Genomic DNA, 23,986 nt, shown 5'->3' on the forward strand with positions numbered 1-23,986 from the left:
CATGACGGCTGACGACTCGCAGATAACAGTTAACAAGTAACAGATATTGAATTCTGTCAGCTGTCATGGCACGGTGAAGGACATGCAGACTCGCACCCTTGGCACCACCGGCCCGCACACCTCCGCCCTCGGCCTCGGCTGCATGGGCATGTCCGCGCTCTACGGGGACACCGACCGCGCCGAGTCCCTCGCCACGATCCACGCCGCGCTGGACGCCGGCGTCACGCTCCTGGACACCGGCGACTTCTACGGCATGGGCCACAACGAACTGCTCATCAACGAAGCGCTCCGCACCGCTCCGGCGGCCGCCCGCGAAAAGGCCCTGACCAGCGTGAAGTTCGGCGCCCTGCGGACGGTCGAGGGCGCGTTCAACGGCTACGACGGACGGCCGGAGGCGGTGAAGAACTTCGCCGCTTACTCCCTCCAGCGGCTCGGCCTCGACCACATCGACGTCTACCGCATCGCCCGCCTCGACCCCGACGTACCGATCGAGGAGACCGTCGGCGCGATCGCCGAGCTGGTCGAGGCCGGGCACGTGCGCCACATCGGCCTGTCCGAGGTGGGCGCGGAGACGCTGCGCCGGGCCGCCGCCACGGCCCCGATCTCCGACCTCCAGATCGAGTACTCGCTCATCTCGCGCGGCATCGAGGCGAACGTCCTGCCCACCGCGCGCGAGCTGGGCATCGGGATCACCGCGTACGGGGTCCTCTCCCGCGGCCTGATCAGCGGGCACTTCTCCCGCGACCGGGAGCTGGCCGCGAACGACTTCCGCAGCTTCAGCCCGCGCTTCCAGGGCGCCAACCTCGACCACAACCTCGGCCTGGTCGACGCGCTGCGGAAGATCGCCGAGCAGCAGGGCGTCTCGGTCGCCCAGACCGCGATCGCCTGGGTGCTGGCCCAGGGCGAGGACATCGTCCCGCTGATCGGCGCCCGCACCCGCGAGCGGCTGACCGAGGCGCTCGGCGCCCTGGACGTCACGCTGGCCCCCGCCGACCTGGCGGCGATCGAGCAGGCGGTGCCGGCCGGCGCGGCCGCGGGCGACCGCTACCCCGCGGCTGCCATGGCCGACCTGGACAGCGAGCGCTGACCCCGCTCGGCGGCGGGCGGGGCGTCGGATACGGTCCGTAGCACGGCGCCCCACCCGCCGCTCCCGATCACGGAAGGCCCGAACTCCCCATGCCGTCTGAGCCGCTGACCCGCGAACGCATCCTCGAGGCCACCGAGGAGGTACTCCGCCGGCACGGCCAGGCCAAGGCCACGGTGGTGGACGTGGCGCGGGCACTGGGCGTCAGCCACGGCAGCGTCTACCGCCACTTCCCGACCAAGGCGGCGCTGCGCGAGGCGGTCACGGGGCGCTGGCTGGAGCGTACGACCGGGGTGCTCGCGGACATCGCGGCGGACACCGAAGGCCCCGCCGCCGACCGGCTGACGCGGTGGCTCGACACCCTCTTCGCGGCGAAGCGGCGCAAGGCGGGCGACGATCCCGAGCTCTTCGGCACCTACATGGTGCTGACGTCCGAGACGGCGAAGGTCGTGGACGCGCACGTCGCCGAGCTGGTGGGGCAGCTCACGCGGATCGTCGCGGACGGCATCGCGCAGGGCGCCTTCGCGCCCACCGATCCGGAACCGACGGCCCGCGCGGTCTTCGACGCCACGACCCGCTTCCACAACCCCGCCCACGCGGCGGAGTGGTCCGCCCCCGAGATCGAGCGGGAGTACAGGGCCGTCCTCACCCTGGTACTGGACGGCCTCCGCGCCCCGTAAGGGGCGCGGGGAACTGCGCGAGCAACCAGAACGGCGCCGCACCCGGCCACCGACCGCCACCACACAGACGCGAACCGGCCGGCCCCCGCAGCAAGCAGGGACCGGCCGGTAAAACCGCTGCGTCAGCAGCCCAGCAGACGCCCACCCAGGTACGACTGGATCTGGTCCAGCGACACCCGCTCCTGCTTCATCGTGTCGCGCTCGCGCACGGTCACGGCGTTGTCGTCGAGGGTGTCGAAGTCGACCGTGACGCAGAACGGCGTGCCGATCTCGTCCTGGCGGCGGTAGCGGCGGCCGATCGCGCCCGCGTCGTCGAACTCGATGTTCCAGTTCTTGCGCAGGTCCGCCGCGAGGCCCTTGGCCTTCGGGGACAGCTGCGGGTTCCGGGACAGCGGCAGGACGGCGACCTTGACCGGCGACAGGCGCGGGTCGAGGCGCATGACCGTGCGCTTCTCCATCTTGCCCTTGGCGTTGGGCGCCTCGTCCTCGATGTACGCGTCGAGCATGAAGGCGAGCATCGCCCGGCCGACACCGGCCGCGGGCTCGATGACGTACGGAGTCCAGCGCTCGCCGGCCTCCTGGTCGAAGTACGACAGGTCCTGGCCGGACGCCTTGGAGTGCGAGGAGAGGTCGTAGTCCGTGCGGTTCGCGACACCCTCCAGCTCGCCCCACTCCGAGCCGCCGAACTGGAAGCGGTACTCGATGTCAGCGGTGCGCTTGGAGTAGTGGGAGAGCTTCTCCTTGGGGTGGTCGTACCACCGGATGTTCTCCTCGCGGATACCGAGGTCGCGGTACCAGTTCCAGCGCTGCTCCATCCAGTACTCGTGCCACTGCTCGTCCTCGCCCGGCTTGACGAAGAACTCCATCTCCATCTGCTCGAACTCGCGGGTGCGGAAGATGAAGTTGCCCGGCGTGATCTCGTTCCGGAACGACTTGCCCATCTGGGCGATGCCGAACGGGGGCTTCTTGCGCGAGGTCTGCTGGACCTGGGCGAAGTTGGTGAAGATGCCCTGGGCGGTCTCGGGGCGGAGGTACGCGACCGAGCCGGAGTCCTGGGTCGGGCCGAGGTGCGTGGAGAGCAGGCCGGAGAACTGCTTGGGCTCCGTGAAGCCGCCCTTGTTGCCGCAGTGCGGGCAGTTGATGTCGGCCATGCCGTTGGCGGGCAGGTGGCCGTGCTTGGCCTCGTACGCCTCTTCCAGGTGGTCCGCGCGGAACCGCTTGTGGCACGAGGTGCACTCGGTCAGCGGGTCCGTGAAGGTGGCGACGTGACCGGAGGCCACCCAGACCTCCGAGGCCAGGATGACCGACGAGTCGAGACCGACCACGTCGTCGCGCGAGGTGACCATGTTGCGCCACCACTGACGCTTGATGTTCTCCTTGAGCTCCACACCGAGGGGACCGTAGTCCCAGGCGGCGCGCTGGCCGCCGTAGATCTCACTGCACGGGTATACGAAGCCACGGCGCTTGCTCAGGCTGACGATGGTGTCGATCTTGTCGGCGGCCACGGTGCTCTCTTCATTGCGACGACGAACGATGGATAGGAGCGGCGCCCTGGCGCCCCGAGCGGGTGGTGGTCGGGAGACGGTCGGGCGAATGGTTCAGGGTACCGGCGGCCGTACCCCCCGGATCAAATCGGTTCCCGCCCCTGTCCCCCTCTCACCTGGTTTGTTGACAATCGTTTCCAGCTTTGTTGAAAATGAGTGTCATGAACGTACGCCGTCGGATATCCACCGCGGCCCTCGCCGGCTCCGCCGTCCTGGGCCTTCTCGCCGTCTCCGCCTGCTCCACCTCCGGTGCGACGGGCAAGGAGGACGGCAAGCTCGCCGTGACGGCGTCCTTCTACCCGATGCAGTTCCTCGCCGAGAAGATCGGCGGCAGCCACGTCTCGGTGACCGGCCTCACCGCCCCCGGCACCGAGCCGCACGACCTGGAGCTCAGCCCGAAGCAGACCGCCCAGCTCGGCGAGTCCGACGCCATCGTCTACCTCAAGGGCGTCCAGCCGGCCGTGGACGAGGCCGTCAAGCAGTCCGGCGTGCAGCACACCGCCGACGCCGCCTCCTTCACCACTCTCGAACAGCACGGCAGCGAGGTCGGCGGCCACGACCACGGGCACGAGGAGCACGCCGAGGGCGGTCACGACCACGGTGACGAGTCCGGGCTCGACCCGCACATCTGGCTGGACCCCGTGAAGTACGCCGAGGCCGCCAAGGGCGTCGGGAAGACCCTCGCCGCGGCCGACCCGAAGCACAAGGCCGACTACGAGAAGAACACCGACGCGCTGGTGAAGCAGCTGGACAAGCTGAACCAGGAGTACAAGGACGGGCTGAAGAACCGTAAGTCGGACACCTTCATCACCACCCACGCCGCCTTCGGCTACCTCGCCGAGCGCTACGGCCTCACCGAGGAGGCCATCAGCGGCCTGGACCCGGAGGCCACCGACGTCAGCGGCAGCCGCGTGAAGGACCTCCAGGCGCTGGCGAAGAAGCACGACGTGCACACCGTCTTCTTCGAGACGCTGACCAGCCCCGACATGGCCAAGACGCTGGCCAAGGACGTGCACGCCAAGACGGACGTGCTCGACCCCATCGAGGGCATCACCAAGAAGTCCCGCGGCGACGACTACCTCTCCGTCATGGAGTCCAACCTCAAGGCGCTGCAGAAGGCACTGGGCGCCAAGTGACCGAAGGAGCTGCCATGAGCAGTACGGACGAGGCCGCGGCTGTCGTGTCATTGCGCGGCGCGAGCGCGGCGCTGGGCGCCCGCCCCGTGCTGCGCGGCGTCGACCTGACCGTGCGGCGCGGCGAGGTCGTCGCGCTGCTCGGCGCGAACGGCTCCGGCAAGTCCACGGCCGTCCGCGCGGTGGTCGGCCAGGTTCCGCTCAGCTCCGGCGAGCTGGAGCTGTTCGGCACGCCCGCGCGCCGCTTCAAGGACTGGGCGCGCATCGGGTACGTACCGCAGCGCACCACCGCGGCCGGCGGGGTGCCCGCCACGGTCCGCGAGGTCGTGGCGGCGGGCCGGCTGGCCCGTACGAAGCTGAAGTGGCCGGGCAGGGCCGACCGCGCGGCCGTCATGACCGCGCTGGAACAGGTCCGCATGGCCGACCGCGCGAAGGACTCGGTCGGCGCGCTCTCCGGCGGCCAGCACCAGCGGGTCCTGATAGCCCGCGCGCTGGTCGCCGAGCCCGAACTGCTGATCATGGACGAGCCGATGGCCGGCGTGGACCTCGCCAGCCAGGAGGTGCTGGCGGCGACGCTGCGCGCCCAGGTCGAGGCCGGCGCCACGGTCCTCCTGGTCCTGCATGAGCTGGGCCCGCTGGAGCCGCTCATCGACCGTGCGGTGGTGCTGCGGGACGGCTGCGTCGTCCACGACGGGCCGCCCCCGGAGGCGGTCGGCCAGCACGCGCTGCCCGGCCACGACCACGTACACCCGCACGCGGACGCGGCCCACGAGCCCGTCCGGACAGGACTGCTGACCTGAGATGGACATCCTCACCTACGCCTTCATGCAGCGGGCGCTGATCGCCGCCGCCCTGGTCGGCATCACCGCGCCCGCCGTCGGCATCTATCTCGTGCAGCGCCGCCAGGCGATCATGGGCGACGGCATCGGGCACGTCGCGCTGACCGGTGTCGCGCTCGGCGTCCTGCTCAACACCTCGCCGGTGTGGATGGCCGTACTGGTCGCCACCGTCGGCGCGGTGATCATGGAGCTGGTCCGGTCGTACGGCAAGACCCGCGGCGACATCGCGCTCGCCATGCTCTTCTACGGCGGCATGGCCGGCGGCGTACTGATCATCAACCTCGCGCCCGGCGGCTCCACCGCCAACCTCACCAGCTACCTCTTCGGCTCCATCACCAGCGTTTCCCCCGAGGACGTCACGGTCACCGCGATCCTGGCCGCCTTCGTGCTGGTGATCACGCTCGGGCTGCGCCGCCAGCTCTTCGCGATCTGCCAGGACGAGGAGTTCGCCCGCGTCACCGGCCTGCCCGTCCGCGTACTGAACCTGCTGCTCGCGGTCACCGCCGCCGTCACGGTCACGGTCGCCATGCGCGCCGTCGGCCTGCTGCTGGTCAGCGCGCTGCTCGTGGTGCCGGTCGCGGCCGCCCAGCAGGCCACCCGCGGCTTCGCCGCGACCCTCGCGATCTCGGTGGCGATCGGCGTGATCGTCACGCTCTCCGGTACGGCCGTGTCGTTCTACGTGGACGTGCCGCCGGGTGCGAGCATCGTGCTGCTGGCCATCGCGGTCTTCGCCGTCTTCTCGCTGATCGCCGCTCCGCTGGCGAAAAAACGCGCGCGAGCCGCCGTACGGGACGAGCAGGGGTGCACCCTGGAGGTGCCGGGAGCACGCCCCCCCGCCGACGACGTCGGCGTGCGGGTGTAAGCGTCCCAGCCGGGTTCCGGTCATCACCTGGCACAATGGCCGGACGTTCCGCAGGGGGATGTTCTACGCCTAGGGAGGCAACGGTGGCGACGAGCGCGGGATCTCCGGTGCGCGGCCGGTCGACGCGGCAGCGGGCCGCCGTGGCCGCGGCGCTCGACGAGGTCGACGAGTTCCGCAGCGCGCAGGACCTGCACGACATGCTCAAGCACCGGGGCGACTCGGTGGGGCTCACCACGGTCTACCGCACGCTCCAGTCGCTGGCCGACGCCGGCGAGGTGGACGTGCTGCGCACCAGCGAGGGCGAGGCCGTCTACCGCCGGTGCAGCACCGAGGACCACCATCACCACCTGGTCTGCCGCACCTGCGGCAAGGCCGTGGAGGTCGAGGGTCCGGCGGTGGAGAAGTGGGCCGATCAGATCGCCGCGGAGCACGGGTTCCGTGACGTCGCGCACACGATCGAGATCTTCGGCACGTGCGGGGACTGCGTGAAGGCCGCGCAGGCGTCCTAGGACGCCGGAGAAACGACGAAGGGCCCGGTCCGGCCGCGCAGGCGGCTGCCGGGCCCTTCTGTGTCCGCTCAGGACTGCTGGGCGGGCGTCTCCGGGACCTCGTTCGGCTGGGCACCGCCGAAGCGCCGGTCGCGCTTGGCGTACGACATGCACGCGTCCCACAGGTTCCGCCGGTCGAAGTCCGGCCACAGCACGTCCTGGAAGACCATCTCGGCGTACGCGCTCTGCCAGATCAGGTAGTTCGACGTGCGCTGCTCACCGGAGGGCCGCAGGAACATGTCCACGTCCGGCATGTCCGGGTAGTACAGGTACTTCGCGAAGGTCTTCTCGTTCACCTTCGACGGGTCCAGGCGGCCCGCCTTCACGTCCTCGGCCAGCGCCTGCGCCGCGTCCGCGATCTCCGCGCGGCCGCCGTAGTTCATGCAGAAGTACAGCGTCAGCTTGTCGTTGTCCTGCGTCTGCTCCTGCGCGACCTGGAGCTCCTTGGCCACGGAACGCCACAGCTTGGGCATCCGGCCCACCCAGCGGACCCGGATGCCGAGCGCGTCGAGCTGGTCGCGGGTCTTGCGGATGAAGTCGCGGTTGAAGTTCATCAGGAAGCGCACCTCGTCCGGCGACCGCTTCCAATTCTCGGTGGAGAAGGCGTACAGCGAGATGGCCTGCACGCCCATCTCGATCGCGCCCTGCAGCACGTCCAGCACCTGCTCGGCGCCGACCTTGTGCCCCTCGGTGCGCGGCAGCCCGCGCTCCTTCGCCCAGCGCCCGTTGCCGTCCATCACGATGGCCACGTGCTCGGGGACCAGCTCACCGGGGATCTTCGGCGGCCGCGCACCGGACGGGTGCGGCTCCGGCGCCTGGTACTCCCGCCGCGAACGGCCCAGAATCCCACGTCGTGCCATGCGTGCCACGTCTCCTAGCTCTTGGTTCAGCTCTTGGGTGGTTACTTCTCTACGTAGCGGAGCGAGCGCAGTCCTCGCTCCAGGTGCCACTGCAGATACGCCGCGACCAGCCCGCTGCCCTCCCGGACGTGCCGGGCCTCGGCCGCGTCGGCCGTCTGCCAGTCCCCCGTCAGCAACGCGCTGAGCAGCGCGATCGACTCCGAGGAGGGTACGACGCTTCCGGGCACGCGGCACTCCCCGCATATCACTCCGCCCGCGCCGACCGAGAAGAACCGGTTGGGACCGGGCATTCCGCACCGGGCGCAGTCGTCAAAACTCGGTGCGTAGCCGTTCACCGCGAGCGAGCGCAGCAGAAAGGCGTCCAGGACGAGATGCGCGGCGTGCTCCCCGGAGGCGAGCGTCCGCAGCCCGCCCACGAGGAGGAGGTACTGCTGCACCGCCGGCTCGCCCTCGTGGTCGGTGAACCGCTCCGCCGTCTCCAGCATCGCGGTCCCCGCGGTGTACCGGTCGTAGTCGCGGACGATGCCGCCACCGTACGCGGCGATCGTCTCGCTCTGTGTGCACAGCGGCAGTCCGCGCCCGATCAGCTCGCCGCCGCGCGCGAAGAACTGCACGTCCACGTGCGAGAACGGCTCCAGCCGCGCGCCGAACTTCGACTTCGTGCGCCGGACGCCGCGGGCCACGGCCCGTACCCGGCCGTGTCCGCGGGTCAGCAGCGTGATGATCCGGTCCGCCTCACCCAGCTTCTGGGTGCGCAGCACGACACCGTCATCACGGAACAGACTCATGAAGCCATTGTCCCGTACGGCCGTGCCGCACGGGGACGGTCCCCCGTTGCTCCCCCGTTGTCCCTGTCGGCCGCGCTCAGCCCACCTCGCCGCGGCTGCGGGCGTTCACGTACGCCGTGGCCGCGCTCAGCCGCTCACTCGCCGTCGCGATCCGCACGGCCTCGGGCGCGCAGTCCCACTCCCGCCCGCCGCCCACCGGCCGCAGCTGCAGATACGGCCCCTCGCTCCCCATCACCATTCCGACTCTGCCCGTCCGCGTGTCCACGACGTACGAACCCACCGCGGCGCTCATCGTTCCTCGCTCGCTTCCTTCGCCTCGAATTCGGCACTGGTCCGCGGCCTTTCGCGGGCACTGCTTTCCGCGCCGACCGCACGCCCCACCTTCCCGGCACGGAGTTTTCCGCCGGGAGATTTTCGCTGTTCACATCCTTGACGCACGCCTGCCGACCTAAAATCGACAGCGGCGTACGCGCGTCAAGTGCGGCGCGAGGCAAGGGAGTTGGGCCGGCGACCGAACCGAAAACGAGCGGCACTTTCGCCCGCGCGTACGAGGATTTGCTGCGCGGTGCGCGGCATTTCGCTGCGCGGCGGCCCTAAGAAGGCGTGCGCGCGGCGGCGGCGAGGAGCCGGTCCGTGTCCTGCGCGTCGAGCGACAGCGCCGTGCCCACCGTCGTGAGGACCTCGCGCTCGGGACCCGTGTAGGGGCCGTCCGCCAGCGCGATGCGCGCGCCCTGCAGCAGCAGCGATTCGCGCCCGGCCGGCGCGAGGTGGGGCGCGAGCGGCTCCAGCGCTTCGTGGAGCTCTATCGCGAGCGCCGTGCCGCACGGGTCGAGGCCGTCCCGCCCGTCGTGGTACGTGCCCGGGAGCCGGCCCGTGTCCGCGGCGAGCGCGGCCAGCAGGGAGAGCAGCTGCTCCTCCGTGCACTCGGTGAAGCCGGCGGCCCGTACCGCCGCGACCGCCTGCTCGCGGACCGTGCGGGAGGCCGTGCCGCCCGCGGCCAGCAGGGCGAGCGTCACCGTGTGCACGGCGTCGCGGAGCATCGCCGAGAAGCGGGTCGTGGTCGGGTGGTCCAGGGCGTCCAGGCCGAAGTGGCCCGTACAGGAGGAACATTCCAGGACGGGGCCCGCCGTGCCGCGCGGGAGGACCGGGAGGCCGAGCACGGTCAGCCGGCGCCTGCCCGTACGACGGCGGTAGTTACGGTCGCCACCGCACTCGGGGCAGAAGAACTCGCCGTCGGCGAGAGTGCGCCATGACGTGCGCACGCCCACCATGCCCAGCTTGTGCATCACGTCCAGACCTCCGTAACTCCCCCTGCGCCTCAAGGGCGCGGGAGGTGCCCCCATCGGCAACGCTGCCGCGCTGACGTGATGTTAGCCACATCCGAGACGCCGCGTCAGCATGTCGTACCGGACAAGACGGAAGGCCCCGCCCCTCTTTTTGACGAGGGGCGGGGCCTTGCGCGGGCGTCAGGCGGGGGCGGCGAACCGGCCCGTGGGTACGTTCCCGTACCCGGCCAGCGGGTTTACCACCCACCTCCGTCCGGGTGTCAGCGGCTCGCGCGGTTGACGGCGGAGACGACGGCCTTGATCGAGGCGCGGACGATGTTCGCGTCGATGCCGACGCCCCACAGGACCTTGTCGCCGATGGCACATTCGATGTACGCGGCGGCCTGCGCCCCGGCGCCCTCGCTCATCGTGTGCTCGACGTAGTCCAGCAGCCGGACGTCGACGTCGATGGCGTGCAGCGCGTCGAAGAAGGCGGCCAGCGGGCCGTTGCCGGTGCCCGTCAGGACCGTGTCCTGGCCGTCGACGACGGCCTCGACGGTCAGCGCGTCCGTGCCCTCGCTCGTCGTGGAGGTCTGCGCGGAGCGCAGCGAGATGCGGCCCCACGCGTTCTCGGGGGTGGGCAGGTACTCGTCCTGGAAGGTGGACCAGATGTCCGCCGGGGTGACCTCGCCGCCCTCGGAGTCGGTCTTCTCCTGGATGGTCCGGGAGAACTCGATCTGCATGCGGCGCGGCAGGTCCAGCTTGTGGTCGTTCTTCAGGACGTAGGAGATGCCGCCCTTGCCGGACTGGGAGTTGACCCGGATCACGGCCTCGTAGGAGCGGCCGACGTCCTTGGGGTCGATGGGCAGGTACGGCACCGCCCACTCGATCTCCTCCGCGCTCTTGCCCGCGGCGGCCGCGTCGGCCTCCCGCGCGTCGAAGCCCTTCTTGATGGCGTCCTGGTGGGAGCCGGAGAAGGCGGTGTAGACCAGATCGCCCGCGTAGGGGTGGCGCGGGTGGATCTCCATCTGGTTGCAGTACTCGCTGGTGCGACGGATCTCGTCGATCTGCGAGAAGTCGATCATCGGGTCGACACCCTGCGAGAACAGGTTCATGCCCAGGGTGACCAGGTCGACGTTGCCGGTGCGCTCGCCCTGCCCGAACAGGCAGCCCTCGACGCGGTCGGCGCCGGCCATGACCGCCAGCTCGGCGGCGGCGACGGCGGTGCCGCGGTCGTTGTGCGGGTGGACGGACAGGCAGACGTACTCGCGGCGCGACAGCTTGCGCGACATCCACTCGAAGCGGTCCGCGTGCGTGCTCGGCGTGGAGCGCTCGACCGTGGCGGGCAGGTTCAGGATGATCTCGCGGCCCTCCTCGGGCTGCCAGACGTCCATGACCGCCTCGCAGACCTCCAGGGCGAAGTCCAGCTCGGTGTCGGTGAAGATCTCGGGGCTGTACTGGTAGCCGAAGATCGTCTCGTCGCCCAGGATCTTCTCGGCGTACTCCATGACCAGCCGCGTGCCGTCCACGGCGATCTGCTTGACCTGCTCCTTGGAGCCGCGGAAGACGACCCGGCGGAAGGTGGGCGCCGTGGCGTTGTACAGGTGCACCGTCGCCCGGTGCGCGCCGCGCAGCGACTCGATGGTGCGCTCGATCAGCTCTTCGCGGGCCTGGGTCAGGACGGAGATCGTCACGTCCTCGGGGATCGCGCCCTCTTCGATGATCGAGCGTACGAAGTTGAAGTCGGTCTCACCGGAGGAGGGGAAGCCGACCTCGATCTCCTTGTAGCCCATCTTGACCAGCAGGTCGAACATCTCGCGCTTGCGGGCGGGCGACATGGGGTCGATCAGCGCCTGATTGCCGTCGCGCAGGTCGGTCGAGAGCCAGCGAGGGGCCTTGGTGATGCGCTGGTCCGGCCACGTGCGGTCGGGGATGTACACCGCTTCGTAACGGCCGTACTTGTGGACCGGCATCCCGGACGGCTTCTGCTGGACGGAAGCGGCGGTGATGGGGGTCGGGCGGCCGATGGCGTTCTCGGACTGCTCAGACTTCGACATGATGCGTAGGGCTCCTCGTATGTCCGGTTGGGACGACCGACGGGGCGCTGTCACGGCAACACCGAACTCCGCGGGGAGGGGGTCGGCCTACGACTACAGGCCCTCGCCGCGGCAGCTAAGGAGAAGCAGCCCGAAACGCATGATGCTCTGCACCCTAGCGGAGACCCGTGGCACTCGGATGTCCCGTATCAGTATGCGGGACCGAAGTTCCGTTGTGACCGTTTCGCGACCAAGCACACATTCGCGGGAATCTCGGTAGCGGGTCGTGACAGAGCCTGCACGCGGTGCCACGCTCGCCCCATGGACGCCACTTCCTCGAACCAGAGTCATGCTGTCGGCCAGGTCTTCTGCGGGATTGTCCCGCCGCACCTCCTCGACCATCTCTCCCGTGCCGAGAACTCCACGATCTCCGGCCGCGCGCGCCGCACCCTCGAGCACGACGCCCTGCAGCGCACCCGCCGCCGCATCTCCACCGTCCGCGGCTTCACCGCGCCCGCCGAAGCCCGGGCGGGCAGCGAGAAGCCGCAGCGCACGATCTATGACGCGGAACACACCGAAACCCTGCCCGGCACCAAGGTCCGCGGCGAGGCCGACCCGGCGGGCCAGGACGCCTCGGTCAACCGTGCCTTCGCCGGCCTCGGCGCCACGTTCGAGCTGTACTTCAAGGTCTACGCCCGGCACTCCATCGACGGCATGGGCCTCCCGCTGGACGCCACGGTCCACTACGGCAGGGAGTACGACAACGCCTTCTGGGACGGCGAGCGGATGGTCTTCGGGGACGGCGACGGCGAGCTGTTCCTGGACTTCACCACCGCCCTGGACGTCATCGGGCACGAACTGACCCACGGCGTCACCCAGTACACCGCCAACCTGGAGTACCTCGGCCAGTCCGGCGCGCTGAACGAGTCCGTCTCGGACGTCTTCGGCTCGCTGATCAAGCAGTACTCCCTCAAGCAGAGCGCCGAGCAGGCGGACTGGCTGATCGGCGACGGGCTGCTCGGCCCGGAGGTCGACAAGGGGACCGCGCTGCGCTCGATGAAGGCGCCCGGCACGGCGTACGACGACGACGTGCTCGGCAAGGACCCGCAGCCCGCCACGATGGACGGGTATGTGCAGACCTCGCAGGACAACGGCGGGGTGCACATCAACTCCGGCATCCCCAACCACGCCTTCTACCTCGCGGCGGTCGCCCTGGGCGGCAACGCGTGGGAGCGGGCCGGGCAGGTCTGGTACGACGTGCTGACGGGCGGCGAGCTCGCCAAGGACGCCCAGTTCGCGGACTTCGCCAGGCTGACGATCGACGCGGCCAAGGCCCGCTACGGCGACCAGGGCGAGGAGCACCAGGCGCTGCTGAAGGCGTGGTCCCAGGTGGGCGTCACCAACAACCAGGGTCATTGACCGGCGGCGGTCATTGACCGCCGGCGTGCAGAGGAGAAGGCTGCCGCCATGCGGATTCAGGTGAGGCGCACCGGCGGTTTCGCCGGCATCGAGAAGCACGCCGAGATCGACACCGCTGACCGGGCCGATACGGCCCAGTGGGACGACCTGGTCGAGCGGGCGCTGGCCGACGGGCGGAGCACCCCGCCCGTCGGGGTGCCGGACGGTTTCACGTACCAGATCACCGTCGACGGCCGGACGGTGTACTGCGCGGATCCCCGGCTGACCGACCACCAGCGCAAGCTGATCACCCGGGTGCTCAAAGAAGGCGCATAGCGCGTGCCAAGGGTGCGGGTGGGCGGCTCCGCCCGCGCCCTTGACACGTTACTGACGGGTCAAGAAGATCCGGCCATGACGTCGCCGCTGACAACGTTGCCCGCCGGCCCGCTCCCTCCCCTCCCCCGCTTCCCCGCGGACTTCCTGTGGGGTGTGTCGACCTCGGCGCAGCAGATCGAGGGCGCGGTGGACGAGGACGGGCGCGGCCGCTCGTCCTGGGACGCGTTCGAGGCGGTACCGGGCAGCATCAAGGACGGCGCCACCTCGGCGCGCGCCACCGGCCACTACCACCGCTATCGCGAGGACGTCGCCCTGCTCGCCCGCCTCGGCGCCCGTGCGTACCGCTTCTCGGTCTCCTGGCCCCGTGTGCTCCCCACCGGCACCGGCCCGGTCAACGCCGCGGGGCTGGACTTCTACGACCGGCTGGTCGACGAGCTGCTGGCGGCGGGCGTGCAGCCGCTCCCCACGCTCTACCACTGGGACACCCCGCTGCCGCTGGAGGAGGCGGGCGGCTGGCTCGTACGGGACACGGCGTACGCCTTCGCCGCGTACGCGGACGCCGTCGCGGCCCGCCTCGGGGACCGCGTACCGCGCTGGATCACCCTCAACGAGCCCGCCGAGGTCACCCTCCTCGGCTACGGCCTGGGCGTGCACGCGCCCGGCCGGAAGCTGCTCTTCGAGGCACTGCCCGCCGCCCACCACCAGCTCCTCGGCCACGGCCTCGCCCTCCAGGCGCTGCGGGCCCGCGGCGCGACGAGTGTCGGCATCGCCAACTCCCACGGGCCGACCTGGGCGGCTTCCGGGAGCGAGGCCGACCGGGAGGCCGCCGACCTGTACGACCTGCTGCTCAACCGCCTCTTCGCGGACCCGCTGCTGCTCGGCCGTTACCCGGACGAGGAGCTGGCCGCGCTGCTGCCGGGCCCGGTGGCGGAGGATCTGAAGGTGATCTCCCAGCCGCTGGACTGGTACGGCGTCAACTACTACCAGCCGACGAAGGTGGGCGCCCCGGACCCGGCGGCGGCCGGCGGCACCGACTTCGCGGGCGTGGAGATCCCGCCGGAGCTGCCCTTCGCGCCGCGGGAGATCGAGGGCAGGCCGCGTACGGCCTTCGGGTGGCCGGTCGTCCCCGAAGCCCTCACCGAGCTCCTCACCGCCTTCCGCGACCGCTACGGCGCCGCGCTGCCGCCCGTCGTCATCACGGAGAACGGCTGCTCGTACGACGGGATCGAGGACCCGGAGCGGATCGCGTTCCTCGACGCGCATCTGCGGGCGCTGCACGCCGCCATGACCGCCGGCGTCGACGTCCGGGGCTACTTCGTCTGGTCGCTGCTGGACAACTTCGAGTGGGCCGAGGGCTATGCCCAGCGCTTCGGCCTGGTCCACGTGGACTACGCGACGCTGGCCCGTACCCCGAAGGCGTCCTTCCACTGGCTGCGGGACGCGCTACGGGCGCAGCGGTGACGCCGGGCAGAGCGGCGCCTTCGCGCGCGGAGGACGCGCTGGCCGAGCCCGTCGTGCCGGTCGGGCGCGGCTGGACGGCGGCGCTGGTGCTCGCCAGCGGGGCGGTCTGGGTCGGCTGGTTCGGGCCGCTGCAGATCCTGCTGGCCCTGCAGGCCGCCGAGCTGGCCCCGGCCGGCACCTCGAAGGAGACCGTACTGGCCTGGGTGACCGGCTGCGGGGCGGCCGTCGCGCTGGTCGCCACGCCGCTCTTCGGCGCGGCCTCGGACCGTACGGCCTCCCGCTTCGGCCGCCGTACGCCGTGGATCGCGGGCGGCGTACCGGCCGGCGCCGCCGCGCTCGCGCTGCTGGCCACGGCGGACGGCGTGCCGTCCCTGCTGCTGGGCTGGTGCCTGGTCCAGCTGGCGCTGAGCGCCGCGTACGCCGCGCTCACGGCCGCGGTGCCGGACCGGGTGCCGCGGCGGCAGCGCGGCGCGGTCGGCGGCTGGCTGGGCGCGGCCCAGATCCTGGGCGTACTGGCGGGCACGGGCCTGGCGACCGCGGCCGGCGGCATCGCGGCGGGCTATCTGGCCTGCGCCGCCTTCACGGTCCTCGCCACGCTCCCGTACGTCCTGCTCCACCTCGACCTGGTGCTGCCCGCCGACCGGCGCCCGCCGTTCGACCGGCGCGCCTTCCTGACCGCCTTCTGGATCAGCCCGCGCCGCCACCCGGACCTGGCCTGGGCCTGGCTGACCCGCTTCCTGGTCAACCTCGGCAACTCGATCGCGCTGCTGTACCTGCTGTACTACCTGCGGGACGCGCTGCACCACCCGGACCCCGCGACCGGGGTGCTGATCCTCACCGCGGTCAACGGGGCGCTGCTGCTGGCGACGGTCGTCACCGCCGGCTTCTGGTCGGACCGCACGGGCCGCCGCAAGCCGTTCGTCCTGTGGGCGGGCGTCCTGATGGCGGCGGCCACCGCGGTGCTCGCCTGCTGGCAGACCTGGCCCGGGGCGCTGGTCGCGGCCGGCACGCTGGGCATCGGCTTCGGCGTCTTCATGTCCGTCGACTTCGCGCTGATGACGGACGTCCTCCCGGCCGCGGCGCACCGCGGCAAGGACCTCGGCGTCATCAACATCGCCAACTCCCTGCCGCAGGTCGCGGCGCCCGCCCTGGCGGCCCCGGTGGTCCGCCACCTGGGCGGCTACCCGGCCCTGTACCTCCTGGCCGCGGCCATCGCCCTCGTGGGCGCGCTCTTCGTACGCCGCATCCGAGGGGTGGACTAGCGGCATCCGCGAGGGACCAGGGGGACGGCTAGAAGCCCAGCTTGCGCAGCTGCTTGGGGTCGCGCTGCCAGTCCTTGGCGACCTTGACGTGCAGGTCGAGGTAGACGGGGGTGCCGAGCAACGCCTCGATGTGCTTGCGGGACTTCATCCCGACCTCCTTCAGGCGCTTGCCCTTGGGGCCGATGATGATGCCCTTCTGGCTGGGCCGCTCGATGTAGACGATCGCGTGCACGTCCAGCAGCGGCTTGTCGGCGGGCCGGTCCTCGCGCGGCAGCATCTCCTCCACCACGACCGCGATGGAGTGCGGCAGCTCGTCGCGCACGCCCTCCAGCGCCGCCTCGCGGATCAGCTCGGCGACCATGACCTGCTCGGGCTCGTCGGTGAGGTCGCCCTCCGGGTACAGCGGCGGGCTCTCGGGCAGCATCGGCACGAGCAGATCGGCCAGCAGCCCCACCTGGCTGTCGCCCACCGCCGACACCGGGATGATCTCGGCCCACTCGATGCCGAGCTCCTGCCCCAGCCTGTCGATGGCGATCAGCTGCTCGGCGAGCGCCTTGGAGTCGACCAGGTCGCTCTTGGTCACGATGGCGACCTTCGGGGTCTTCTTGACCTGGGCCAGCTCACCGGCGATGAAACGGTCCCCCGGGCCGAGCTTCTGGTCGGCGGGCAGGCAGAAGCCGATCACGTCGACCTCGGCCCAGGTGGTCCGCACGACGTCGTTCAGCCGCTCGCCCAGCAGCGTGCGCGGCTTGTGCAGACCGGGGGTGTCGACGAGGACGAGCTGCGCGTCCGGGCGGTGCACGATGCCGCGCACGGTGTGCCGGGTGGTCTGCGGCCGGTTCGAGGTGATGGCCACCTTGGTACCGACGAGAGCGTTCGTCAGGGTGGACTTGCCCGCGTTCGGGCGGCCGACGAAGCACGCGAAGCCGGCGCGGTGCGGGGCGGAGGAGTCTGTACGAACGCTCATGGCGCCCATTCTCCCCGATCGCGGGCACGACACCGACCACCGGCCCGGCCGGACCGGTGGGTCAGCGGTATTGCGGCGGCGCTGTGGTGCTCAGCCGGCCTTGACGGTCTCCCGGAGGGCGCCGTCGGGACCGGCGACCAGTACGGGGGTCTCGGCACCGCCCAGGTCGCGGACGGCCGCGCGGTCCGCGTCGGCCGCGGTGTCCGCCTCGGTGACCACCGCGGCGGCCTCCAGGGACTGCGCGCCGCTGGCGACGGCCATCGCCACGGCGGTCTGCAGGGCGCTCAGCTTGAGAGAGTCGAGGGTCACGGTGCCCGCGACGTACGTCCGTCCGGTCTCGTCCCGTACGGCGGCGCCTTCGACGACACCATTACGGGCACGCGCCGAACGGGCGAGCGTGATGATCTTGCGGTCTTCCGGGTCCAGCGGTGCGGCTTCGCTCATACGGCCGGAGCCTATCCGCTGCGCTTGGCCGGGGGCGACGAGGGGGCTTGCGTACCTCCGCGGGTGCGGGTGACGGGGGCGTCGTTGGTTCAGCCGGCCACCGAGTACATGCCGCCGCGGCGGCCCTCGGGGGAGGCGAGGCGGCGGAGCTTCGCCTCTGTCTCGCCGTCGGCCTGGGCGTTGTGCATCACCACGGTCAGGTCCTGCCGGGACGGCACCCGCAGCTGCGTGGACTCGAACCGCAGCGTGCCCACCATCGGGTGCTCCATCTCCTTGGGCAGCTGGCCGCCCACCGTGACGTCCTGCCGCGCCCACAGCCGCGCGAACTCCTCGCTCGCCGCGGACACCTCCCGTACGACCTCGGCGAAGCCCTCGTCGCCGGGCCGTTCGGAACAGGCCGCGCGGTACTGGGCGACGACCTGCGGCGCGTTCCGCTCCCAGCTCTTCGCGCGGACCCGGTAGACCGGGTCGGTGAAGTAGGCGATCATGCAGTTCGACGAGACGCCCGGCTGCCCGTGCCCCATCACCAGCCGCGACGCCTCGTTGTACGCGACGGTGTTCCAGTACGGGTCCATGATGTGCGCCGGGAACGGCAGCCAGGCGTCGATCATCCGCTGCAGACCGTCGCAGATCGGGTCCCCGTCGTACTCGGAGCGCAGCAGCGGAGGGTTCAGACCGGCCAGCACATACAGATGGCGGCGCTCGGCGTCGCGCAGCCGGAGCACGCGCGCCACCGCGTCCAGTACCTGCGGCGAGACGCTGATGTCCCGGCCCTGCTCCAGCCACTGGTACCAGGAGGCCCCGACCCCGGCGAGCACCGCGACCTCCTCGCGGCGCAGCCCCGGCGTACGCCGCCGCCCGCCGTCGGGCAGCCCCGCCTCGGCCGGGCTGACCCGCGCCCGACGCGCCATCAGAAACTCCCGCAATTCCTCACGGCGTCCTGCCGTCCGTGCTGCCATCGCTCCCCCTCGTGCTGCCTGGTGCTCGGAACACCACGATAAGTTGCCGCTCCCCACCGGTTATTCCGATCCACGAGGCTCGCCTCATGCCAACCGAGACGATCGCCCCGCCCGCCCCCGTACGGGAATCCGCCCCGACCGCGTCCGACGCCGTACGGGAATCCGCTCCGACCCCCACCGCGACCCGGATGACGGGCCGGGCCAAGCTCATCCTCCTCGTCCTGTGCGCAGCCCAGTTCCTCGTCGCCCTGGACTTCTCGATCCTGAACGTGGCGCTGCCCGTACTGGGCGCGGACCTCGGCATGGGCCAGGCAAACCTGCAGTGGGCGGTCACCGCCTTCGCCCTCCCGTCCGGCGGCTTCCTCCTCCTGTCCGGCCGGATCGCCGACCTCTACGGACGGCGCCGGCTCTTCCTCACCGGCCTCGCGCTCTTCGCCGCGGCCTCCGTCCTCGCCACCCTCGCCTGGTCACCCGCGGCGTTCCTCGCGGGCCGCGCGCTCCAGGGCATCGGCGCGGCCGTCATCGTCCCGGCCGGCATGTCCCTGCTCACCACCACCTTCGCCGAGGGCCCGCAGCGCGAGCGTGCCCTGGGCGTCAGCGGCACGCTGCTGTCCATGGGCTTCACCGTCGGCATGGTGCTCGGCGGCGTCCTCACCGACTCCCTCGGCTGGCGCTCGACGATGGGCCTGCTGGCCGTGGCGGGCCTGGCCATCCTGGCCCTGGCCCCCGCGCTCCTGACGGAGAGCCGCCGCCCGGACCGCCCCCGTATCGACGTCCCCGGCGCGCTCACCGTCACCGGCGGCCTCCTGTCCCTGATCTACGCCCTCTCCACCGCGGCGGCCGACGGCTTCGCCCACGCCGATGTCCTCGGCACCCTCGCCCTGGGCGCCGTACTGCTCATCGCCTTCGTCCTCGTCGAGTCCCGCTCCCCCGAGCCGCTCGTGTCGCTGCCCATGCTCCGCCGCCCGACCGTGGCCTTCGGCAACCTCGCAGGGCTCGCCACCGTCTCGATGATGACCACCGTCGTCTTCCTCCTGACGCTGTACCTCCAGCAGGTGCTGCACCTCTCGCCCTTCCGCACCGGCCTGGTCTTCGGCGTCCAGGGCGTCGTCTCCGCGCTGGCCGGCATCGTGGCTCCCCGCCTGATCGCCCGCCTCGGCGCCCGCCGCACCCTCCTGGCCGGCCTCCTCATCCAGGCCGCACTGACCGCCTCGCTCCTCGGCCTGGGTACGGGCTCCGGCTCCGCCTGGCTCGCCATGGCAGGCGTCACCCTCGCCTCCCTCGGCCACCTCTGGGTGATCGTCTCCTACGGCGTCACCGCGACGTCCGGCCTTCCCGACCACGAACAGGGCCTGGCCACGGGGCTGGTCACCAGCGCCCAGCAGATCGGCATGACCATCGGCATCCCCCTGCTCAGCGCCCTGGCCTCGTCCCACGTGTCCGCGCTCCGCGCGGGTGGCGCCGGCTTCGCCGAGGCAACTCTCGGCGGCGTCCGCCTGGGCCTGGCCACGGACGCGGCGATCCTGCTCGCCGTAGCCGCCCTGGTGGCCTTCGGCCTGCGCCGCCGGACGGTCTGACGCCACGGCCCCCGCTCAGCGCCCGCGTCCATGCCCCGAGCAGCGGACCGCCCGCCCGCCTACGCTGGAAAGCGGAAGACGGAGGCGGTCCGCATGGGCATGTACACAGAACGCGTACTCCCGCACATCATCAACCTCGCCTGCGGGGTGAAACCCGCCCAGCCCCTGCGCCGCGAGGTCTGCAAGAACCTCCGCGGCGACATCGTCGAGATCGGCTTCGGCACGGGCCACAACGTGCCCTTCTACCCTCCGGCCGTCACCACCGTCGCCGCCGTGGAACCCTCCGACCTGGGCTGGGAACTCGCCACCACCCGCATCCGCGCATCCCGTACGCCCGTCCACCGAGCCGGCCTGGACGGCCAGTCCCTCCCCTTCGAGGACAACCGCTTCGACGCCGCGCTCTCCACCTGGACGCTGTGCACCATCCCCGACGCCGAGGCCGCCCTCCGCGAGGTCCGGCGGGTCCTCAAGCCGGGCGGCACCCTGCACTTCCTCGAACACGGCCTGGCCCCGGACACGGACGAGTCCGTACGCCAATGGCAGCGCCGCCTGGAACCCCTCAACAAACGCCTCTTCGGCGGCTGCCACCTCACCCGGCCGATAGCCGACATGCTGAAGTCAGCAGGCTTCACGATCACAGCTGTCGAGACGTTCTACGAGAAGGGCGCCCCCAAGCCCATGGGCGCCGACTCCCTCGGCACAGCCGTAGCCCGCTAGCCGTAGCCCACTAGCCGTCGGTGCTCCCGGCGCCCCCGGCGCCCACGCCGACCGGCTCCACCAGCACCGTAACGATCTTGTTCCGCCGCCCCGCGGGCGACTCCGCCGTGAGCCGCAGCGCCTTGAGGGACGGATCCACGGCGTCCTCGGAGAGGTCGACCTCCGCCTGCGCCCCCGCGATCGGTACCCGCCCCAGCCGCTTGGCCAGCAGCCCGCCGACCGTCTCCACGTCCTCGTCGTCCAGCTCCAGGCCATACAGCTCGCCGAGGTCGCCGATGTCGAGGCGGGCCGTGACCCGATAGCGGCCGTCGCCCAGCTCCTGCACGGGCGGCAGCTCGCGGTCGTACTCGTCGGTGATCTCCCCGACGATCTCCTCCAGGATGTCCTCGATGGTGACGATCCCGGCCGTACCGCCGTATTCATCGATCACCACGGCCACGTGATTGCGGTCCCGCTGCATCTCCCGCAGCAGATCACCCGCGTTCTTCGTGTCCGGCACGAACGCCGCGGGCCGCATCGCCGTCGACACCAGCTCCGTCTCCGCGTCCCGGCTGATGTGCACCTTCCGGGCGAGGTCCTTCACGTACACCACGCCCACCACGTCGTCCTCGCTCTCGCCCGTCACGGGGATGCGCGAGAACCCGGAGCGCAGCGCGAGCGTGAGCGCCTGGCGGATGGTCTTGAAGCGCTCGACCGAGACCAGGTCGGTCCGCGGCACCATCACCTCGCGCACGAGCGTGTCACCGAGCTGGAAGACCGAGTGCACCATGCGGCGCTCCTCGTCCTCGATCAGCGACTCCTGCTCCGCGAGGTCGACCATCGCGCGCAGCTCGGCCTCGGAGGCGAAGGGGCCCTTGCGGAAGCCCTTGCCGGGCGTGAGCGCGTTGCCCAGCAGGATCAGCAGCTGCGGTACGGGGCCCATGATGCGGGCCAGCGGCAGCAGGACGTACGCGGCGGCCGTCGCCGTGTTCAGCGGATGCTGCCGACCGATCGTGCGCGGGGAAACCCCCACCGCGACGTACGACACGAGCACCATCACCGCGATGGCGACGGTCAACGCCTCCCACGTCTCCGCGAACCGCTGCACGCACCCATAGGTGACGACGACCGCGGCGGCCATCTCGCAGCCGACCCGCACCAGCAGCGCGACGTTGAGATACCGCGTCGGATCCGCGGCGACGGCCGCGAGCTTCGCGCTGCCGCGCCGCCCCGACCGTACGGCCTCCTCGGCGCGGAAGCTGGTCGTGCGGGCGAGGCCCGTCTCCGCGCAGGCGGCGAGCCAGGCGACCACGACGAGGAGGACCGCCACGGCGATCAGCTGGACGGACACCGCGTCACCGGGTGGTGGGTGCCGGGGACGGACCCTCGATGCCGCGCTCGGCCCGCCAGCCGTCGACGATCGCGGCCTGCAGCCCGAACATCTCGGCCTTCTCGTCCGGCTCCTCGTGGTCGTACCCGAGGAGGTGGAGGACGCCGTGGACGGTGAGCAGCTGCAGCTCCTCGTCCATGGAGTGCCCGGTCGGCGCCTCCTCGCCCTGCTTCTTGGCGACCTCGGGGCAGAGCACGATGTCGCCGAGCAGCCCCTGCGGGGGCTCCTCCTCGTCCTTGGCCGGCGGCCGCAGCTCGTCCATCGGGAAGGACATCACGTCGGTCGGCCCTGGAAGGTCCATCCACTGGATGTGGAGCTGCTCCATGGCGTCGGCGTCGACGACGATGACCGAGAGCTCGGACAGCGGGTGGATGCGCATCCGGGCGAGTGCGTAGCGGGCGACATCCAGGACCGCCTGCTCGTCGATGTCCGTACCGGACTCGTTGTTGACGTCGATTGCCATCGTGTGACTGCTCAAGACTTCCTGTTGCGGCTGCGGCTGTCGTTCTGACCGGAGCGACCGTCGTTCTGGCCGTTGCGGCTGTCGTACTGCTCGTACGCGTCGACAATACGGCCGACCAGCTTGTGCCGGACGACATCGGTGCTGGTGAGGCGCGAGAAGTGGACGTCCTCGACGCCCTCCAGGATCTCCTGCACCTGCCGCAGACCGCTCTTCGTGCCGCCGGGCAGGTCGATCTGCGTCACGTCACCCGTGATCACGATCTTCGAGTCGAAGCCGAGGCGGGTGAGGAACATCTTCATCTGCTCGGGGCTGGTGTTCTGCGCTTCGTCCAGGATGATGAACGCGTCGTTCAGCGTGCGACCGCGCATGTACGCCAGCGGCGCGACCTCGATCGTGCCCGCGGCCATCAGCCGGGGAATCGAATCCGGGTCGAGCATGTCGTGCAGCGCGTCGTAGAGCGGGCGCAGATACGGGTCGATCTTCTCGTAGAGCGTGCCGGGCAGGAAGCCCAGGCGCTCGCCCGCCTCGACCGCGGGCCGGGTCAGGATGATGCGGTTGACCTGCTTGGACTGCAGGGCCTGCACCGCCTTGGCCATGGCGAGGTAGGTCTTGCCCGTACCGGCGGGGCCGATGCCGAAGACGACCGTGTGCTGGTCGATGGCGTCGACGTACCGCTTCTGGTTCAGCGTCTTGGGACGGATCGTGCGGCCCCGGTTGGAGAGGATGTTCTGCGTGAGCACCTCTGCGGGGGTCTCGCTCGTCCCGCTCTCGCCGTCTTCCGCCGAGCGCAGCATGGCGATCGAACGTTCCACTGCGTCCTCCGTCATCGGCTGTCCGGTGCGGAGCACCAGCATCATCTCGTCGAACAGGCGCTGGATCAGCGCGACGTCCTCGGCATCTCCGACGGCGCTGACCTCATTGCCACGGACGTGGATGTCGGCCGCCGGGAAGGCGTTCTCGATCACGCGCAGCAATGAGTCCCCGGATCCCAGGACCGTGACCATGGGGTGCTTGGAGGGGACGGTGAACTGGGCGCGCGCCTGCTGATTGGTGGGTGTCTGCGTCATGGGCCGGCTCTGTGGCCTGCTGATCCCCATTTCTACGTAGCGATGCCTGCGGCTCTCCTGAGCACGTCCAGGGTACGACGCGCCACCGACATCGACGGAGAACTTTTCGAGGAGGGGTGCTGGAGGGGCCGACGGGAGCCAGAGGGGGGCCTACGCGGGGCCGGGGCGGGCGTCGGCTCGGGCTCGAGGTGGGCGTCGGCTCGGGCTCGCCTACGGGGCGAATCGAACGCGGGTGGCCCCCTTGCTCAGGGGTTACCCAAAGGGGCCAGGGGTTACCCAAAAGGGCCGGGAAGCATCTGTCGTCACAGATTGGCGGGCATCCGTCGT

General features: G+C 71.0%; 24 protein-coding genes. 12 read left to right on the top strand and 12 right to left on the bottom strand.

All coding sequences use genetic code 11. The features are described 5' to 3' along the window. Positions 1 to 82: 82 nt before the first annotated feature. On the top strand, positions 83 to 1,087 hold the full coding sequence (locus ACZ4MH_RS23775) for an aldo/keto reductase (protein WP_351589332.1): 1,005 nt from the start codon (positions 83 to 85) through the stop codon (positions 1,085 to 1,087). Between the two features lie 89 nt (positions 1,088 to 1,176). Continuing rightward, entirely contained in the window at positions 1,177 to 1,764 is a 588-nt protein-coding gene (locus ACZ4MH_RS23780) for a TetR family transcriptional regulator (RefSeq protein WP_351589335.1), read from the top strand. Positions 1,765 to 1,886: 122 nt separating this feature from the next. On the opposite strand, the gene ACZ4MH_RS23785 is transcribed toward ACZ4MH_RS23780, so the two are convergent. Next, positions 1,887 to 3,269: a glycine--tRNA ligase gene (locus ACZ4MH_RS23785; RefSeq protein WP_351589338.1), complete on the bottom strand. Its 1,383-nt coding sequence runs from the start codon at positions 3,267 to 3,269 to the stop codon at positions 1,887 to 1,889. Between the two features lie 200 nt (positions 3,270 to 3,469). Here ACZ4MH_RS23785 and ACZ4MH_RS23790 point away from each other — a divergent pair, with 200 nt between their 5' ends. The 4 genes from ACZ4MH_RS23790 (at position 3,470) to ACZ4MH_RS23805 (ending at position 6,651) form a co-directional block, all read left to right on the top strand. Then, positions 3,470 to 4,444 carry a metal ABC transporter substrate-binding protein gene (locus ACZ4MH_RS23790; protein WP_351589341.1) on the top strand — a complete coding sequence of 325 codons (975 nt, stop codon included), beginning with the start codon at positions 3,470 to 3,472 and terminating at the stop codon, positions 4,442 to 4,444. Between the two features lie 14 nt (positions 4,445 to 4,458). Next, positions 4,459 to 5,241, top strand: coding sequence for a metal ABC transporter ATP-binding protein (locus tag ACZ4MH_RS23795; protein WP_351589343.1), 783 nt, complete (start codon positions 4,459 to 4,461; stop codon positions 5,239 to 5,241). Between the two features lies 1 nt (position 5,242). Further along, on the top strand, positions 5,243 to 6,142 hold the full coding sequence (locus tag ACZ4MH_RS23800; RefSeq protein WP_351589345.1) for a metal ABC transporter permease: 900 nt from the start codon (positions 5,243 to 5,245) through the stop codon (positions 6,140 to 6,142). 83 nt (positions 6,143 to 6,225) lie between these two features. Next, entirely contained in the window at positions 6,226 to 6,651 is a 426-nt protein-coding gene (locus ACZ4MH_RS23805; protein ID WP_351589348.1) for a Fur family transcriptional regulator, read from the top strand. 68 nt (positions 6,652 to 6,719) lie between these two features. On the opposite strand, the gene ACZ4MH_RS23810 is transcribed toward ACZ4MH_RS23805, so the two are convergent. The 5 genes from ACZ4MH_RS23810 to leuA all read right to left on the bottom strand — a co-directional run bounded on the left by ACZ4MH_RS23810 (position 6,720) and on the right by leuA (position 11,660). Next, entirely contained in the window at positions 6,720 to 7,550 is an 831-nt protein-coding gene (locus ACZ4MH_RS23810) for an isoprenyl transferase (protein ID WP_351589351.1), read from the bottom strand. 41 nt (positions 7,551 to 7,591) lie between these two features. Next, positions 7,592 to 8,338 carry a DNA repair protein RecO gene (recO, locus tag ACZ4MH_RS23815; protein ID WP_351589354.1) on the bottom strand — a complete coding sequence of 249 codons (747 nt, stop codon included), beginning with the start codon at positions 8,336 to 8,338 and terminating at the stop codon, positions 7,592 to 7,594. Between the two features lie 76 nt (positions 8,339 to 8,414). Continuing rightward, positions 8,415 to 8,630, bottom strand: coding sequence for a hypothetical protein (locus ACZ4MH_RS23820; protein WP_351589357.1), 216 nt, complete (start codon positions 8,628 to 8,630; stop codon positions 8,415 to 8,417). A 301-nt stretch (positions 8,631 to 8,931) separates the two neighbouring features. Then, positions 8,932 to 9,624, bottom strand: coding sequence for a TerB family tellurite resistance protein (locus ACZ4MH_RS23825; protein ID WP_351589485.1), 693 nt, complete (start codon positions 9,622 to 9,624; stop codon positions 8,932 to 8,934). A gap of 260 nt (positions 9,625 to 9,884) precedes the next feature. Further along, on the bottom strand, positions 9,885 to 11,660 hold the full coding sequence (gene leuA, locus ACZ4MH_RS23830) for a 2-isopropylmalate synthase (RefSeq protein WP_351589359.1): 1,776 nt from the start codon (positions 11,658 to 11,660) through the stop codon (positions 9,885 to 9,887). Between the two features lie 300 nt (positions 11,661 to 11,960). Between leuA and ACZ4MH_RS23835 the strand changes: the two genes are divergently transcribed. From ACZ4MH_RS23835 to ACZ4MH_RS23850, 4 genes are all read left to right on the top strand, one after another. Then, positions 11,961 to 13,058: a M4 family metallopeptidase gene (locus ACZ4MH_RS23835; RefSeq protein WP_351589361.1), complete on the top strand. Its 1,098-nt coding sequence runs from the start codon at positions 11,961 to 11,963 to the stop codon at positions 13,056 to 13,058. Between the two features lie 48 nt (positions 13,059 to 13,106). Further along, complete coding sequence (locus ACZ4MH_RS23840; RefSeq protein WP_351589364.1) at positions 13,107 to 13,373, top strand: protealysin inhibitor emfourin; 267 nt, start codon at positions 13,107 to 13,109, stop codon at positions 13,371 to 13,373. A gap of 75 nt (positions 13,374 to 13,448) precedes the next feature. Further along, positions 13,449 to 14,834: a GH1 family beta-glucosidase gene (locus ACZ4MH_RS23845; protein ID WP_351589367.1), complete on the top strand. Its 1,386-nt coding sequence runs from the start codon at positions 13,449 to 13,451 to the stop codon at positions 14,832 to 14,834. Continuing rightward, entirely contained in the window at positions 14,831 to 16,096 is a 1,266-nt protein-coding gene (locus tag ACZ4MH_RS23850) for an MFS transporter (protein ID WP_351589370.1), read from the top strand. Before ACZ4MH_RS23845 ends, ACZ4MH_RS23850 begins: the two co-directional genes overlap by 4 nt. Before the next feature lie 28 nt (positions 16,097 to 16,124). Here the strand turns inward: ACZ4MH_RS23850 and era are convergent, their stop codons facing one another. From era to ACZ4MH_RS23865, 3 genes are all read right to left on the bottom strand, one after another. Continuing rightward, positions 16,125 to 17,063: a GTPase Era gene (gene era / locus ACZ4MH_RS23855; RefSeq protein WP_351589373.1), complete on the bottom strand. Its 939-nt coding sequence runs from the start codon at positions 17,061 to 17,063 to the stop codon at positions 16,125 to 16,127. Between the two features lie 90 nt (positions 17,064 to 17,153). Further along, on the bottom strand, positions 17,154 to 17,507 hold the full coding sequence (locus ACZ4MH_RS23860) for a cytidine deaminase (RefSeq protein WP_351589376.1): 354 nt from the start codon (positions 17,505 to 17,507) through the stop codon (positions 17,154 to 17,156). Between the two features lie 89 nt (positions 17,508 to 17,596). Further along, a complete protein-coding gene (locus ACZ4MH_RS23865) occupies positions 17,597 to 18,418 on the bottom strand; it encodes a helix-turn-helix transcriptional regulator (protein WP_351589378.1) in 822 nt (273 codons plus the stop codon). A gap of 134 nt (positions 18,419 to 18,552) precedes the next feature. Between ACZ4MH_RS23865 and ACZ4MH_RS23870 the strand changes: the two genes are divergently transcribed. Together ACZ4MH_RS23870 and ACZ4MH_RS23875 are read left to right on the top strand one after the other, a co-directional pair. Next, positions 18,553 to 20,043: an MFS transporter gene (locus ACZ4MH_RS23870; protein ID WP_467754669.1), complete on the top strand. Its 1,491-nt coding sequence runs from the start codon at positions 18,553 to 18,555 to the stop codon at positions 20,041 to 20,043. A 93-nt stretch (positions 20,044 to 20,136) separates the two neighbouring features. Further along, positions 20,137 to 20,760, top strand: a complete 624-nt coding sequence (locus ACZ4MH_RS23875; RefSeq protein WP_351589381.1) for a class I SAM-dependent methyltransferase — start codon at positions 20,137 to 20,139, stop codon at positions 20,758 to 20,760. A gap of 10 nt (positions 20,761 to 20,770) precedes the next feature. Here the strand turns inward: ACZ4MH_RS23875 and ACZ4MH_RS23880 are convergent, their stop codons facing one another. The 3 genes from ACZ4MH_RS23880 to ACZ4MH_RS23890 are packed head-to-tail and all read right to left on the bottom strand — an operon-like array spanning position 20,771 to position 23,659. Further along, positions 20,771 to 22,090, bottom strand: a complete 1,320-nt coding sequence (locus ACZ4MH_RS23880) for a hemolysin family protein (protein ID WP_351589384.1) — start codon at positions 22,088 to 22,090, stop codon at positions 20,771 to 20,773. A gap of 4 nt (positions 22,091 to 22,094) precedes the next feature. Further along, positions 22,095 to 22,592 carry an rRNA maturation RNase YbeY gene (gene ybeY / locus ACZ4MH_RS23885; protein ID WP_351589387.1) on the bottom strand — a complete coding sequence of 166 codons (498 nt, stop codon included), beginning with the start codon at positions 22,590 to 22,592 and terminating at the stop codon, positions 22,095 to 22,097. An 11-nt stretch (positions 22,593 to 22,603) separates the two neighbouring features. Continuing rightward, complete coding sequence (locus tag ACZ4MH_RS23890) at positions 22,604 to 23,659, bottom strand: PhoH family protein (RefSeq protein ID WP_351589390.1); 1,056 nt, start codon at positions 23,657 to 23,659, stop codon at positions 22,604 to 22,606. Between the last annotated feature and the right edge of the window lie 327 nt (positions 23,660 to 23,986).

The sequence above is a fragment of the Streptomyces sp. NPDC026301 genome (genome assembly GCF_055567935.1).